Origin of the sequence: Chryseobacterium sp. 22532, from assembly GCF_052044665.1 — a bacterium.
GTDB classification, from domain to species: Bacteria; Bacteroidota; Bacteroidia; order Flavobacteriales; family Weeksellaceae; genus Chryseobacterium; species Chryseobacterium lathyri.
The window spans coordinates 508,075-520,543 of record NZ_JBQENJ010000004.1; the positions used below are offsets into that span (position 1 = coordinate 508,075).

The following is a 12,469-nucleotide window of genomic DNA, read 5'->3' on the forward strand; positions in this document are numbered from 1 at the left end:
ACCTGAAAACCTTTTTTTCAATAGAGCTCATCGGAAAAAACAATCATCTTACCAGCTGTTCAACCCGTTGTTCAGAGCTCTGATATAATTTTCTTCATCAAAAGAGTAGAGGTCAGGAGCTTTATGGGCGCCACCGCGTCTCTGTTCTTCAAGCTTTTTCAGGATTCCCAAAGACTTCATTTTCGTATAGAAATTCCCACGGTTAAGTTCTTTTCCCAACACAGCTTCATATAATTTCTGAAGTTCAGGAAGCGTAAATTTTTCCGGAAGAAGGTTTCGCCCGATAGGTATTGCTGCAATTTTCTGCCTCAATATGAGAAGAGCTTTTTCAATGATCTCACGGTGATCCATCGCAAGTTCAATTTCCTGCAGTTTGCTGAGGAAGATCCATTCGCAGGTCTCACTGTATTGATCGGGAATGATGTTAAGCATTGACGGGTTATAAAGTGCATAATATCCTACAGAAATAAACCGTTGTTTTTGAAAAAGAGTTTCATCAAAATCCTCAAAATAAGATTCACTTCTGTTTTTTCTTCCGAACACTCCGAATTCTTCAAGATAAACATCTGCAACACCGGTTCTTTCTTTGAGGATTCTTTTAACAGCTTCATCCAGATCTTCATCTTTTTTAACATAGCCGCCCGGCAGCAGCCATTTTTGCCTGTAATTGGTCTTTAGAAGCAGAACTTTAAGTTCATTATGCTCAAATCCGAAAATAACGGGATCGGCTGAAATATGAGGCAGGAAAATTTCTTTTGCCTCGGCAGATTGCTGTAAAAGCTGTTGTTTAAAATCCATGGAACTAATCTGAGATTGTGTCTTATTACAAATTTGCTGAAAAAAAACTAAAAATCCTTTACATAGAGACTTTAAAAAAATCACTTTAATAATCTTAAAAAAAGAAAAGCAACTACAAAATATTTATAGATACTTTACGTTAGAGATAAGACACAAAATACATGGCTGACTTTCTGTAAAGCTATTAACTGACGAAAAACAATTCCCGCTTTTACTGCTGACAAATTATTTTAAGATTAAATGCCATAGTTGATTGAAAGAGGCCGTTCCAAATAAACGGCCTCTTTTTTATAAATTCATTATCTTTGCTGATCTTAAGCTGAACTTTTTATTTGGCTGTTTCAACCCTTAAACGTTAGCAGTTCATAATTCTAATCATATCATGCAGGCAAATTTATCCTCTGGCATCTCCCGTACTGTAATCTGGCTTATGGCTGTTATTTCAGGTCTTGTGGTAGCCAATAACTATTATAACCAGCCATTATTGGCACTGATTTCGGACGATCTTCATGTTTCTGAAAGTGCAGCAGGAAGAATTTCTGTGCTTACCCAGGTAGGCTATGCGCTGGGGCTTTTACTTCTGGTGCCTTTGGGAGATAAATTTTTCCGTAAAAAATTAATCTTATTTGATTTGGTTCTTGTATTCGGATCGTTGCTTTGGATGACCTTTGCCACCGAATTATGGATGCTGTACGCAGCAAGCCTGCTGATAGGAGCGACTTCCGTCATTCCACAGCTGTTTGTGCCTATTGCAGCAGAATTATCTTCGGATAAAGAAAAATCTTCCAATATTGGACTTGTAATGTCCGGGTTGCTTCTTGGAATCCTTTTGTCACGCTTTATTGGCGGTATCGTAGGCGAAGTCTGGGGTTGGAGAGCTATGTTCGGAATTGCAGCGGGATTAATGATCGTAGTGTGGATCGCCGTATACAAAATGCTTCCGGAAATGCAGCCAAATTTCAAAGGAACGTACAAGGAACTAATGCAGTCCGTGGTTCATCTGGCAAAAACACAGCCTATCTTACGTCTCGCTTCATTCCGGGGAGCGATGGCTTTCGGGTCTATGTGTGCTTTATTTACAACGTTGGTCTTTCATATGGAAAAGCCGCCTTTCAATGCGGGCTCTTCCGTAGTAGGGAGCTTCGGGCTCGCCGGAGCTGTAGGAGCACTGGCCGCCGCAAAAGTGGGTAAACTTCAGAAATACCTGGATATCAACAGAATCATATTGTACTCACTTTTTATAGTAGTGGGAAGCTGGGCATTTACCTATTTTGCAGGGGAAACTTATTGGGGCCTGATCGTTGGCGTTATCCTGGTAGACCTGGGCGTACAGTCCAGCCATATTATGAACCAGACCAATTACTTTTTAATCAAATCCAATGCGGTTAACAGATTGAATACTGTTTATATGGTTTCTTATTTCATCGGCGGATCCCTCGGAACGTGGCTGGCTTCTATAGCCTGGCAATATGCACAGTGGGAGGGAGTATGCTTTGTAGGAGCATCTTTTGGACTGCTGGCCATTTTAGCTCATCTTGTATTCAGTAATAAAGTAAACGCACCCCAGCCTTAATTTTCAGCCTCTGCCTTACCCATATTTTCCTGAACCAAGTCCCTGTGTTTGGTTCCCCATTTTTCCAGATCTTCCCAGATCGGGATCAGTTCTCTGGCAATATCCGTGAGCTCATAATCTACTCTTGGCGGAACTTCAGCATGTACTGTTCTTTTTACCAACCCTTCTTTTTCCAGTTCCCGGAGTTGAAGTGTGAGCATTCTTTCGGTAATTCCACAGATCCGGTCGCGCACTTCACTAAAACGCAGTTTTCCGTCTTTTAACCTGTTTAAAATCAAAAGCTTCCACCTGCCTCCGATCTTGCAGACAGCATAAGACAAATCACACTCCTGTATGTACTTTTTATTGATGTTATTCGTTGAATTTTCCTTTATTTTTCCCATAGCTTACAAATTTGTTAGTACCGTACAATTAGCTGTATACAGTGCAAATGTAAGGTTTGAAAATTAATTTTGCATTCAGAAACTGAAAATAAACAGCAGTTCCGGAACAAGAGCGCTCAACGTTCCAAAAATAGTATTCACATAAAAAATAAGAACAATGCAGTTAACAGAACCTATCAATCAGATTTTAAATCACTTAGAAAAAATACATTCATTCAATGCCAAGAATCCATTAGAGGATACCCGAAAATACCTTGAAACCATGTCCCTTCAGCTTAGCAGAAAAAAAGAACCTGTTGCCATGATAGAAGAGCTGAATATTCCTTTGGCAAACCATCAGATTCCGGTCCGGATCTACCGCCCAAAAGGGAAGGATATCCAAAATTCATCAGCAATCATTTATATTCATGGAGGATGGTTTATTGCCGGCAGTTTTGAAACCCACGATGCTGTAGTTCGGAAACTGGCCAATAAAACCGGATCAGTGGTGATCTTTGTGGATTACCGCCTAGCTCCCGAACATGCTTTTCCTGCAGGCTTAAACGATTGCATCGATTCTGTAAAATGGGTCGCAGACCATGCGGAATCTTTGGGAATTGATGCCAACCAGATCGGTATTATCGGGGACAGTGCCGGAGGCGCACTTGCAACAGGTGTTTCTACCCAGATAGGAGAGCTGTTGAAATTTCAGGTACTGATTTATCCTGCTGCAGATCATCAGCTCAATACAAAATCATGGGAGACGTATGAAACAGGCCCTGTTCTTAATAAAGAAGGAGGTATCCAAGCCTGGAAATGGTACCATCCTGAAGGAGCAGACCATCCAAATCCTTTGGCAATACCAATTTTGATCAAAGATTTTAAAAATACACCACCTACATTAGTTCTTATTGCAGAACATGATGCTTTGAGAGATGAAGGAGAAGAGCTGTCACAGCATATGAAAGACGCAGGAATTCCTGTTCGTATCAGCTTTTATAAAGATATGGTTCATGGTTTCATGCATATGGGAGAGATCCTGAATGAGGTCCAAAAGGCTACTGATGAAATAGCAGAGTTTGTGCATCAACATCTTAAAACTGCAGGAAAATAAGCATGAAAAAATATGCATATATCGGCTGCCTTGGATTCATTGCAGTTATTACCACTGAATTTGGGGTCATTGGAATTCTTCCGCAAATCGCGGAACATTATCAAATAGGTGTAGATAAAGCAGGGTGGCTGCTCAGTGCTTTTGCTTTGATCGTTGCTTTAACGGGGCCTTTCATGACTTTACTAATGTCCGGGTTTGATCGCAGGAAAGTGATGCTTGCCGCAATTTTTATCTTTTTGTTTGCTGCTTTAGTTTCCTCACTGTCGCCACCGTTCTGGCTTCTGATGCTGGTGAGGGTGCTTCCGGCTTTTCTGCAGCCTGTCTATATTGCCACAGCATTGTCTGTCGCTGTGTCCGGTGCTGATGAAAAGCAGGCTAACAAACTGATGGGGATTATTTTTATAGGGGTTGCCCTGGCTATGGTGACAACAGTTCCTTTTGCAACATGGCTGGCCAGTGTATGGATATGGGAATCTTCTTTCATTATCCAGAGTGCGGTCAGTATGATAGCTTTGGCTGTTATCTATTTTTTACTTCCTCCAATGCCTGTCAAAGAGAAAAAATCTTACAAAAGTCAGCTTAAAATTTTGACACAGCCAACATTTCTCATCAGTACTGCTATGAATTTTTTCATGATAACAGCCTGGTTTTCTACCTACAGCTATTTTGCAGATTATCTGAATAAAGTTAAAGGAATGGATGGACCTATGATCAGTTATATGCTTTTTCTGTTTGGAATCATTGGTGTTTTTTCCAATTGGATAGCAGGGAAAATGTTAAGCTGGGATGTATCAAAAACAACGGCTCTGTTTCTTTCCGGTACGGTCATCATGCCATTTTTACTGTATTTTTCCGGAGACAGTCTGCTCGCCAATATTATCAGTATAGCAATCTGGGGTTTCCTGTATTCTCCAAGTTTTCAAAATGCTTCAACCTATATGATTTCTTCTGTACCGGGTTCTCTTGAATTTGCCAACAGCTTAGCTACTTCTTTTGGAAATCTGGGGGTAACACTGGGGACTACCTTGGGAGGCTGGATGATCGTGACTAAAGGGGCCGCTTACAATCCATGGATCGGTTTTGTATTTGGTATGCTGGCTTTTTTAATGATTATATGGAGAAGTATTCTGGAAAAAAGAACTGAAAAGAAAAAAACAATTATTCCCTGTCAATAATGTAACAAATTTTGATGGGGCAATAATTAAAAAGTAGTAAAAGTTAACTACAAGTACACTTTAATGTAATCAATTTTGTTACAATTAAGAAATGTATTAATTTTGTAGTCTGATAATTCTATCAGAATTAAAATAAATAAAGAATGAAAATAGAAATATGGTCAGATATTATGTGTCCGTTCTGCTATATCGGAAAACATAATTTTGAACAGGCTCTTGAAAAGCTGCCATTCAAAGACGAAGTAGAAGTAGAGTGGAAGAGCTTTCAGCTAGATCCAACCCTAGATGCTGCTCATCCTCAGAATACAATTGAATATTTTAAAGAAAAAAAAGGTTTTCCGGCAGACCAGGCATCTCAAATGATTGGTCAGGTCGCCCAGATGGGAAAGGGATCAGGAATCGATTTTAATTTTGAAAAAGCTTTGATCATCAATACTTTTACTGCTCATAAATTACTTCATCTTGCCAAAAAGTATGATAAATCGAATGAGATGGAAGAAGCTCTTTTTAAAGCTCACTTTATTGACGGAAAAAATGTAGGAGATATTGAAGAACTTATTTTTCTTGCTAAGAATTTAAATATTGATGAAGATGAGGCAAGACGGGCTTTAACATCAGATCAGTTTGATTATGAAATCAGTCAGGATATTCAAGAGGCCAAAAACAATGGTATTTCCAGTGTTCCTTTCTTTGTCCTGAATGGAAAGTATGCCGTATCCGGGGCACAGCCTGCAGAAGTTTTTGCTGATGCCCTTCAGCAGACGTACAAAGAAACAGTAAGTCCGTTTAAAGACCTTTCCAAAGAAGGAGGTGCATCGTGTGATGCTGATGGATGCAGTGTGTAATACTGTAAGGAAGCCTGAAGCTGGAAGAGAGAAGTTATTGAGTTCCAACTACAGAATGACAATGTACTTTATTAAATTTTTAAGATTAATTTCTTAATTTTTATTGGCTAAAATTACTTTCAACCTTCCTCTTTCAGCTTCCTGACTATGTTAATTTCCTAACCACAAATAACACTAATAGATTCACGAATGTTACTATTGAATGTCAGCAACATTCGTGGAATTTGTGAAAAGATTAGTGACATTAGTGTTTCAATGAATAATAATTTAGCATATTCAATATAAAAAACACCTCAAACCGGGGTGTTTTTTTTATTCCATACAGATTAATAAAAAAAGAAGAAAGAATTCCTGTTTTAGGTGTTCAATCCTTATTTTTGTTTAAATATTTATGTTCAATGATAAAAATCAATACCGAAGCTCATTATCCTGTTTCAGAGACCCTGTTTGTCTTTGCTTTGGATTCGGAGGCCGGACAGGCTTTTGAAGGAAAAAATAAACTGGTAACAGGAATAGGAAAAGTAAACGCTGCTATTGAGCTTACCCGGGAAATTCATTTCCGAAAACCTAAACTGATCATTAATTTGGGTTCCGCAGGAAGTAAAAGTTTTGGAAAGGGTGAAGTAGTATGCTGTACCAAATTTATTCAAAGAGATATGGATGTAAGAGGTCTCGGTTTCAGTCTTTATGAAACGCCTTTATCCGGCATTCCTCCAGTTTTGGAATATGGTCTTCAAATGAACGGGCTGGAAGAAGGAATTTGCGGCAGCGGCGACAGTTTTGAGATGAATCATTCCGAAACAGACTATAATATTGTAGATATGGAAGCGTATCCGCTTGCCCTGATCGCAAAAAAAGAAAATATTCCTTTTCTGTGTCTGAAATATATTTCTGATGATGCAGGAAGTGATGCCGCAGACGACTGGGCAGTTCAGGTACACCTGGCTTCTGAAGCGTTTAAAAAAATATTATTTTCATAGCATAAGTCCTGAGGAAACTTTCGAACATTATTTTGTGTCTGTTATTAAAATCCAGTCTGCGATTATATGAAAGTTACTTTTTATCAACCGGTAAATCCTATACTTAAAAAATATATTGAAGGATATTATTTTGTAGAAAAAGATGATAGCGATAAACCGGTCAGGTATCTTACTTTTCCGGACAACTATTTCATTGTATCAGCCTGTCAGAATGTGACTATTGCCCAGGATAAAGGATGGGTGGAAATCCGGAGGTCTTTATCCGAAAATTTAGTGATTGACTTTGTTGCCAGATGTTCTGTTCCTACTGAAATTTTTTATCAGCAGTCTATTAATGAAATTACGGTTTATTTTAAGCCGTTGGGAATGTATCAGTTTTTTGAGGCAGATAACAGTGATATTATGCAGGAACATATCCATTTTTCGGATTTTAAAGAAATCTCGAATACAGTTTTTAATGAGCCCCACAGAAAAAAACAAATTGAAATGCTGGAAAAATATTGGCTTTCAAAATTTCAATATAAAGATTTAACGTTAGCTTACTCCATATTGACTGATTTTGAAACTGAACTCAGCATTGAGGAGATTGCAGCAAAAAATGGTATAACCAGACAATATCTGAATAAAATTTCTAAGCGGTATCTGGGTAAGCCGGCGACTGAATTCAGAAAAATACAAAGATTTCGTAAAGTTCTGATATCCAATAAAAAAGTAAGGAACCTCACAGAGCTTTCCTATGAAAATCTTTTTTACGACCAGTCCCATCTTATTAAAGATTTTAAAGAATTCACTAAAATTAGTCCCAAAAAGTTTTTTGAAAATGTAGATATTGAACAAAATAATATCTGGCTGTTTATCTAAGTTTCCATTTTTACAATTTAAAGTATGATCATTGAAATACTTTTACTGAAATATTAAATCATATTTCAATGAAAAAAATACTGTCCGGCATTTTCCTTTCCCTTTCTCTGGTTTCTTATGCACAGAAAGATGACACCAGTGTAGTGCTCTCTGATATTACAGAAAAAGTGAAGAGTCACTATATTGATAAGAAAGCCTACCAAAAAGTAGATTCTTTATTTCAAAATGAATCTGAAAAAGGAACTTTTAAGAATTTGAGTAAAAAAGACTTTGCTGCCTTTCTGACTCAAAAGTTGAGAACAACTATAAAAGACAAACATTTTTTTGTTAAATACCTCGAAAACTACAGTCCACAAAAAGCTGTTGATGAGAAAGAAAGAGAAAAAGAAAACAATTTTCATAACAGCCTTGAAAATTTTGGATTTGAAAACGTTCAACGCCTGGAAGGTAATATCGGTTATATCAACTTCAAAGGCTTTGCATCGCGGGAATCCAGTGAAAAAATATTGGCTGCTGCCATGAATTTTATTGCCAATACCAATTCCCTGATCATTGACCTGCGAGAGAATGGCGGCGGAGACAATGACATGCTTCTGTTATTCTGCAGTTATTTTTTTGATAAAAAAACGGATCTTTATACTACATACTTCAGAAATAAAGAGGAAACAGTGATAAACAGTACCCAATCTAAAGTTGCCGGACAGAAATATCTTCATAAAAAAGTCTACATTTTAACCAGTAAAAAAAGTTTTTCAGCAGCAGAAGGCCTTGCCTACTTTTTACAGGAACATAAGCTGGCCGAAGTAATCGGGGAAAAAACAGGGGGTGCTGCCAATCCGGTAGATCATTTCATCATCCAAAATCAATATTTACTATTGGTCCCGGCTGGGCAAATAAAATCCGTCATAAGCCATAAAAACTGGGAACCTGTCGGCGTGATTCCTGATCAGGAAGTAAAAGCTGAAGACGCTTTAAAGGCTGCTCATCTTAAAATTTTAAAAAATATTTTAAATACAGAAACAAAAACAGAATTAAGCATACCTGAAATAAAAAATCTTATTAATAAATTAGAGCAATAAATGTATAATATGCCATCAATAATCATTCATAAAGCAGGAATACAAGACCTTGAAACCATTCAAAATATAGGCAGACAGACTTTTTCAGAAACCTTTGCAGAAAATAATACTGAGGAAGCAATGAAAACATATCTCGAAGAAAGTTTCAGTACGGAAAAAGTAAAGTCGGAATTAAATAATCCTGATTCCTATTTCTTTATAGCCTGGGAAGAGGATAATCCTGTTGGGTACCTTAAATTAAACTCTGGTGCTGCGCAAACTGAGCTACAAGACGATACTTCTTTGGAAATAGAGCGTATTTATGTCAAAAAAAGCCATCATGGACAGAAAGTAGGCCAATTGCTTTATGACCAGGCTCTGGAAACTGCTCAAAACCTGAACAAAAGTTATCTATGGTTAGGAGTTTGGGAGAAAAACCTGAGAGCCCTTCAATTTTACAGGAAAAATGGTTTTGAGGAATTCGGAAGCCACACATTCAGGCTGGGTGATGAAGACCAGACTGATTTAATGATGAAGAAAATTTTAGATTAAATTATTATCAGCTTTGAAAGACCTTTTAGAACAGATTAATAGTTATTATCCGCTGTCAGAAGAAACGGTGAAAGCCCTGATGAATATCTGTAAGGAGGAAACATATCACAAAAATGACCTTCTCCAGGAAGCTGGCTCTGCCGCCAGATACTATTATTTTATAAAATCAGGATTGGTAGGATATTATACTGTAGACGAGCAGGGAGATTCTGTGTATAAGATTTTCTTTGAAGAAAAAAGTTTTGTAGCTTCTACGGCAGCTATTATCAAAGATAAGCCCAGCGACTTTAATATCATTGCTTTAGAAGACTGTTCAGTGATAAAATATCCGGCAAAAGCTTTCAGAGAACTCATCAATCAATACCACGACCTGGCATTATTTCACATCCATTATCTGGAAAAAAACTGGGTAGTAAAAAAAGAGCCGCTGGAGATCTCTTTAAAGCATGAAACAGCCAAACAGCGTTATTTACAGCTTCTGGAGAACAAACCGCTTCATGATAGACTGAAACAGCATCATATTGCTTCTTATCTGGGGATTACACCCACTCAGCTGAGCCGCATAAAAAAAGAAATAAACTGACAAAAGCTTCAACATATGTTGAGGCTTTTTTATTTTCTGAGCCCCATCTTTGTCCTATAAATAAGAACAATTGAACGTCTAAATAAGAACAAGAGAAAGAGAAAAAAAAGATGATGAGTCCGCTTCATAGAATCAATGCTAATTGATTCTCTCTTAGCTCACTTAAATAATCATCATAGTAGTAAATCTTTGCGTCAAAAAAAGTGAAAGCAATAAAATTTCATTTTAAAATAAGACCGCTTCAATTGATTTCAGATGTACCAGTTCATCAATTAAATTCTATCCTATGAAAAATTTAGTAAGCATCGTCTGTGTATTGACGGTATCTGCACAGCTTTCCGCACAGAAAGTCACTCATCAAGAGGTTTTCAGTGCCAAAATGAATAAGACCGTTAAAACGATTATCATCACACCGGATGTGCAGCAGGGAGCAACCTATCCATCGGTTTATATTCTTCACGGTTACAGTGGGAATCCTGAACGGACAATCAAACAGGACATTCCGGATCTGGTTCAGAAAGCACAGGAATATAAGACGATTTATGTACTGCCGGATGGAAATTATAATTCGTGGTATGTAGACAGTCCGTTGGTTAAAGATTCCCAGTACCAGACTTTTATTGGGCAGGAACTTGTAGATTTTGTCAATAAAAACTATCCGGTGAAAAATGATAAAAAAACCCGTGGTATCCTGGGTTGGAGCATGGGAGGTTATGGTGCTGTGAATATTGGGACTGCATACAATCATACATTTGGCATTGTGGGAAGTTCTTGTGGTGCTTTGGACTTCAATTCATTCGGGGAAGGGTATACTCATTATCAGGTAGATAAAGTATTAGGATCTGCAATATCATTAAATCCTAAATTTCTTACAGACAATAAAGTGAAGACTATGGCTACAGCAGAACAGCAGTACATTTTCGATTGTGGTACGGAAGACACACAAATGATTGAAATGAACAGAAAATTTCATAAAAAACTCACAGACCTTAAGATTCAACATCTTTATATAGAGTCCTTAGGAATCCATGATCCTAAATACTGGAGCAGATCTTTATCTGAGCAGTTGACTTTATTTGATCGATTTTTTAAGCTATAAAATTAGCTTTATATAAATTGATGTATCTGGTTTTGTTATAATTGTCTATGCTAATTTATTTGAAGTTGAAATCAACATCTCCTAACCATGTCAAGGTTTTAAACCTTGACATGGTTAACAGGGCTCAAATCTTTAAACTTTTAAAAGCGAAGCTCACCTTAATCATCTTAAAAACTTAAATGCCCTTAATGGTTTAAATATTTATTCAGGTTTAAAAAAGTATTCAGCTAAAAAAATCCTTTTAAGCACAAAGCTTAAAAGGATCCATCATAATTATTATCAAATAAATATCTAATAGAACATTTTAAATGTTTTCGAAATTTTTACCCAAATGTTCTTCAATTACAAAGAACGGATCTTCTGTAAGCGTATGCGCTCTCATTTCCATCAGGCTCACTTTACTCATCATCCGGAGCATAATTCTTCTCTGACATTCGTGCTCTACACCATCAACATTTCTTACCCCGGCTCTGAAGGCAGATCTCCCGTGGGCACATAAATGGTTATTCACCAATATCACATCTCCGGCCTGTGGCGTAAACCCTGAATAGATCAGATCTCTTGCCTCTTCCCAGAATTCTGTCAGATGATGATGGGCCTCATCACTTTGTTTAATGCTTGGATTAAACAGCTGTTCTGCTGCATCGAACCGCATGAAAGGCAGCTCGTGATTACCATACAGAACAGCTTCTAATGCTTCTTCTTCCTCTGCAGCTGTTTCCAGATTGGCATCTTTTGGAATTTTATACATCCGTTCAAAAAGAGGCCTGAATTTTTCTCCGATAGATTCATGCGAACGGATAGAATATAGGGTAGAAGGTACCTGCTCTTCATTACGGATATACATAAAGCTTAAAAAGTCTGCCTGATGTTTCAGGAAAGCATCTTCGGTATGTACATAAAGATCTGTTGCAGATCCCGATCCGGTCTGCGTTTCTCTCATTTTTTCATCCGGAATGATCGCATGCATTAATCCGCCACCTTTACGCTGCGAATAATATTGTACGGGCTTCGACGGAAGTGCTCCATGGATCAAAGCACAGGCAAAACCATAGATATTGAATTTAGAATAATCCGCAGACTGCCAGTTCGGGGGAGTATTTCCTATACTTTCTTGATCAATGTCCATTAATCCTCTAAACACAAGCGCTCCGTACTGATCTTTTGAAAAGTCGCTGGCGAAATCAGCCGCTATATGCAGAATTCTTTCCGGTAAAAAATAAGAGGCCAGCTGATGAACATGGGTAATGAAATCTCTGTTTTCATAGCTGTCATATTTTCTCTGAAGATGCACCGCTGCATCTTGTATCATTCTTCTTTCCTGAGAGGTGATCTCAATGACTCTCGGAAGCAGTTTTACCGCAGTAATACTGTCGTTATCTAAAATTTCTAGCGAATTCATTAAAAAAATATTTGGTGTGTGAATATAATTTCTATATTTGTTTTTAATTATTCTAAATAACAATAAC

General features: G+C 37.6%; 13 protein-coding genes. 10 read left to right on the forward strand and 3 right to left on the reverse strand.

Annotated features, from left to right (window positions below; genetic code table 11):
• Positions 1–48: 48 nt before the first annotated feature.
• A complete protein-coding gene (locus ACTJIV_RS13700) occupies positions 49–798 on the reverse strand; it encodes an NUDIX hydrolase (protein ID WP_111953418.1) in 750 nt (249 codons plus the stop codon).
• Positions 799–1,180: 382 nt separating this feature from the next.
• Between ACTJIV_RS13700 and ACTJIV_RS13705 the strand changes: the two genes are divergently transcribed.
• Positions 1,181–2,371 carry an MFS transporter gene (locus tag ACTJIV_RS13705; protein ID WP_111953615.1) on the forward strand — a complete coding sequence of 397 codons (1,191 nt, stop codon included), beginning with the start codon at positions 1,181–1,183 and terminating at the stop codon, positions 2,369–2,371.
• Here the strand turns inward: ACTJIV_RS13705 and ACTJIV_RS13710 are convergent.
• Entirely contained in the window at positions 2,368–2,754 is a 387-nt protein-coding gene (locus ACTJIV_RS13710; protein WP_223559485.1) for a winged helix-turn-helix transcriptional regulator, read from the reverse strand. The genes ACTJIV_RS13705 and ACTJIV_RS13710 overlap by 4 nt on opposite strands.
• Positions 2,755–2,911: 157 nt before the next feature.
• Here ACTJIV_RS13710 and ACTJIV_RS13715 point away from each other — a divergent pair, with 157 nt between their 5' ends.
• From ACTJIV_RS13715 to ACTJIV_RS13755, 9 genes are all read left to right on the forward strand, one after another.
• Complete coding sequence (locus tag ACTJIV_RS13715) at positions 2,912–3,847, forward strand: alpha/beta hydrolase (RefSeq protein ID WP_440628112.1); 936 nt, start codon at positions 2,912–2,914, stop codon at positions 3,845–3,847.
• Between the two features lie 2 nt (positions 3,848–3,849).
• A complete protein-coding gene (locus ACTJIV_RS13720; protein WP_440628113.1) occupies positions 3,850–5,022 on the forward strand; it encodes an MFS transporter in 1,173 nt (390 codons plus the stop codon).
• 143 nt (positions 5,023–5,165) lie between these two features.
• The gene (locus tag ACTJIV_RS13725; protein WP_440628115.1) at positions 5,166–5,867 is read left to right on the forward strand and encodes a DsbA family oxidoreductase; all 702 of its coding nucleotides are present in this window, start codon (positions 5,166–5,168) and stop codon (positions 5,865–5,867) included.
• 398 nt (positions 5,868–6,265) lie between these two features.
• Complete coding sequence (locus ACTJIV_RS13730) at positions 6,266–6,847, forward strand: 5'-methylthioadenosine/S-adenosylhomocysteine nucleosidase family protein (RefSeq protein ID WP_440628117.1); 582 nt, start codon at positions 6,266–6,268, stop codon at positions 6,845–6,847.
• Positions 6,848–6,913: 66 nt separating this feature from the next.
• Positions 6,914–7,708, forward strand: coding sequence for a helix-turn-helix domain-containing protein (locus ACTJIV_RS13735; RefSeq protein WP_440628119.1), 795 nt, complete (start codon positions 6,914–6,916; stop codon positions 7,706–7,708).
• A gap of 68 nt (positions 7,709–7,776) precedes the next feature.
• Positions 7,777–8,787: a S41 family peptidase gene (locus ACTJIV_RS13740; protein ID WP_440628121.1), complete on the forward strand. Its 1,011-nt coding sequence runs from the start codon at positions 7,777–7,779 to the stop codon at positions 8,785–8,787.
• Positions 8,788–8,796: 9 nt separating this feature from the next.
• Positions 8,797–9,318, forward strand: coding sequence for an N-acetyltransferase family protein (locus ACTJIV_RS13745; protein ID WP_440628123.1), 522 nt, complete (start codon positions 8,797–8,799; stop codon positions 9,316–9,318).
• A gap of 13 nt (positions 9,319–9,331) precedes the next feature.
• Positions 9,332–9,901, forward strand: a complete 570-nt coding sequence (locus ACTJIV_RS13750) for a Crp/Fnr family transcriptional regulator (protein ID WP_223559472.1) — start codon at positions 9,332–9,334, stop codon at positions 9,899–9,901.
• A gap of 286 nt (positions 9,902–10,187) precedes the next feature.
• Positions 10,188–11,000 (forward strand): alpha/beta hydrolase, encoded by an 813-nt coding sequence (locus ACTJIV_RS13755; protein WP_440628125.1) that lies wholly within the window; start codon positions 10,188–10,190, stop codon positions 10,998–11,000.
• A 304-nt stretch (positions 11,001–11,304) separates the two neighbouring features.
• On the opposite strand, the gene ACTJIV_RS13760 is transcribed toward ACTJIV_RS13755, so the two are convergent.
• On the reverse strand, positions 11,305–12,402 hold the full coding sequence (locus ACTJIV_RS13760) for a TauD/TfdA family dioxygenase (RefSeq protein WP_440628127.1): 1,098 nt from the start codon (positions 12,400–12,402) through the stop codon (positions 11,305–11,307).
• Positions 12,403–12,469: the final 67 nt, after the last annotated feature.

What these genes read in the sequence shown, in the direction of transcription:
- ACTJIV_RS13725 (WP_440628115.1), top strand. Translation starts at nt 5,166, where the DNA reads ATGAAAATAGAAATATGGTCAGATATTATGTGTCCGTTCTGCTATATC.
- ACTJIV_RS13760 (WP_440628127.1), bottom strand. Translation starts at nt 12,402, where the DNA reads ATGAATTCGCTAGAAATTTTAGATAACGACAGTATTACTGCGGTAAAA.
- ACTJIV_RS13730 (WP_440628117.1), top strand. Translation starts at nt 6,266, where the DNA reads ATGATAAAAATCAATACCGAAGCTCATTATCCTGTTTCAGAGACCCTG.
- ACTJIV_RS13715 (WP_440628112.1), top strand. Translation starts at nt 2,912, where the DNA reads ATGCAGTTAACAGAACCTATCAATCAGATTTTAAATCACTTAGAAAAA.
- ACTJIV_RS13740 (WP_440628121.1), top strand. Translation starts at nt 7,777, where the DNA reads ATGAAAAAAATACTGTCCGGCATTTTCCTTTCCCTTTCTCTGGTTTCT.
- ACTJIV_RS13735 (WP_440628119.1), top strand. Translation starts at nt 6,914, where the DNA reads ATGAAAGTTACTTTTTATCAACCGGTAAATCCTATACTTAAAAAATAT.
- ACTJIV_RS13700 (WP_111953418.1), bottom strand. Translation starts at nt 798, where the DNA reads ATGGATTTTAAACAACAGCTTTTACAGCAATCTGCCGAGGCAAAAGAA.
- ACTJIV_RS13745 (WP_440628123.1), top strand. Translation starts at nt 8,797, where the DNA reads ATGCCATCAATAATCATTCATAAAGCAGGAATACAAGACCTTGAAACC.
- ACTJIV_RS13720 (WP_440628113.1), top strand. Translation starts at nt 3,850, where the DNA reads ATGAAAAAATATGCATATATCGGCTGCCTTGGATTCATTGCAGTTATT.
- ACTJIV_RS13755 (WP_440628125.1), top strand. Translation starts at nt 10,188, where the DNA reads ATGAAAAATTTAGTAAGCATCGTCTGTGTATTGACGGTATCTGCACAG.
- ACTJIV_RS13705 (WP_111953615.1), top strand. Translation starts at nt 1,181, where the DNA reads ATGCAGGCAAATTTATCCTCTGGCATCTCCCGTACTGTAATCTGGCTT.
- ACTJIV_RS13710 (WP_223559485.1), bottom strand. Translation starts at nt 2,754, where the DNA reads ATGGGAAAAATAAAGGAAAATTCAACGAATAACATCAATAAAAAGTAC.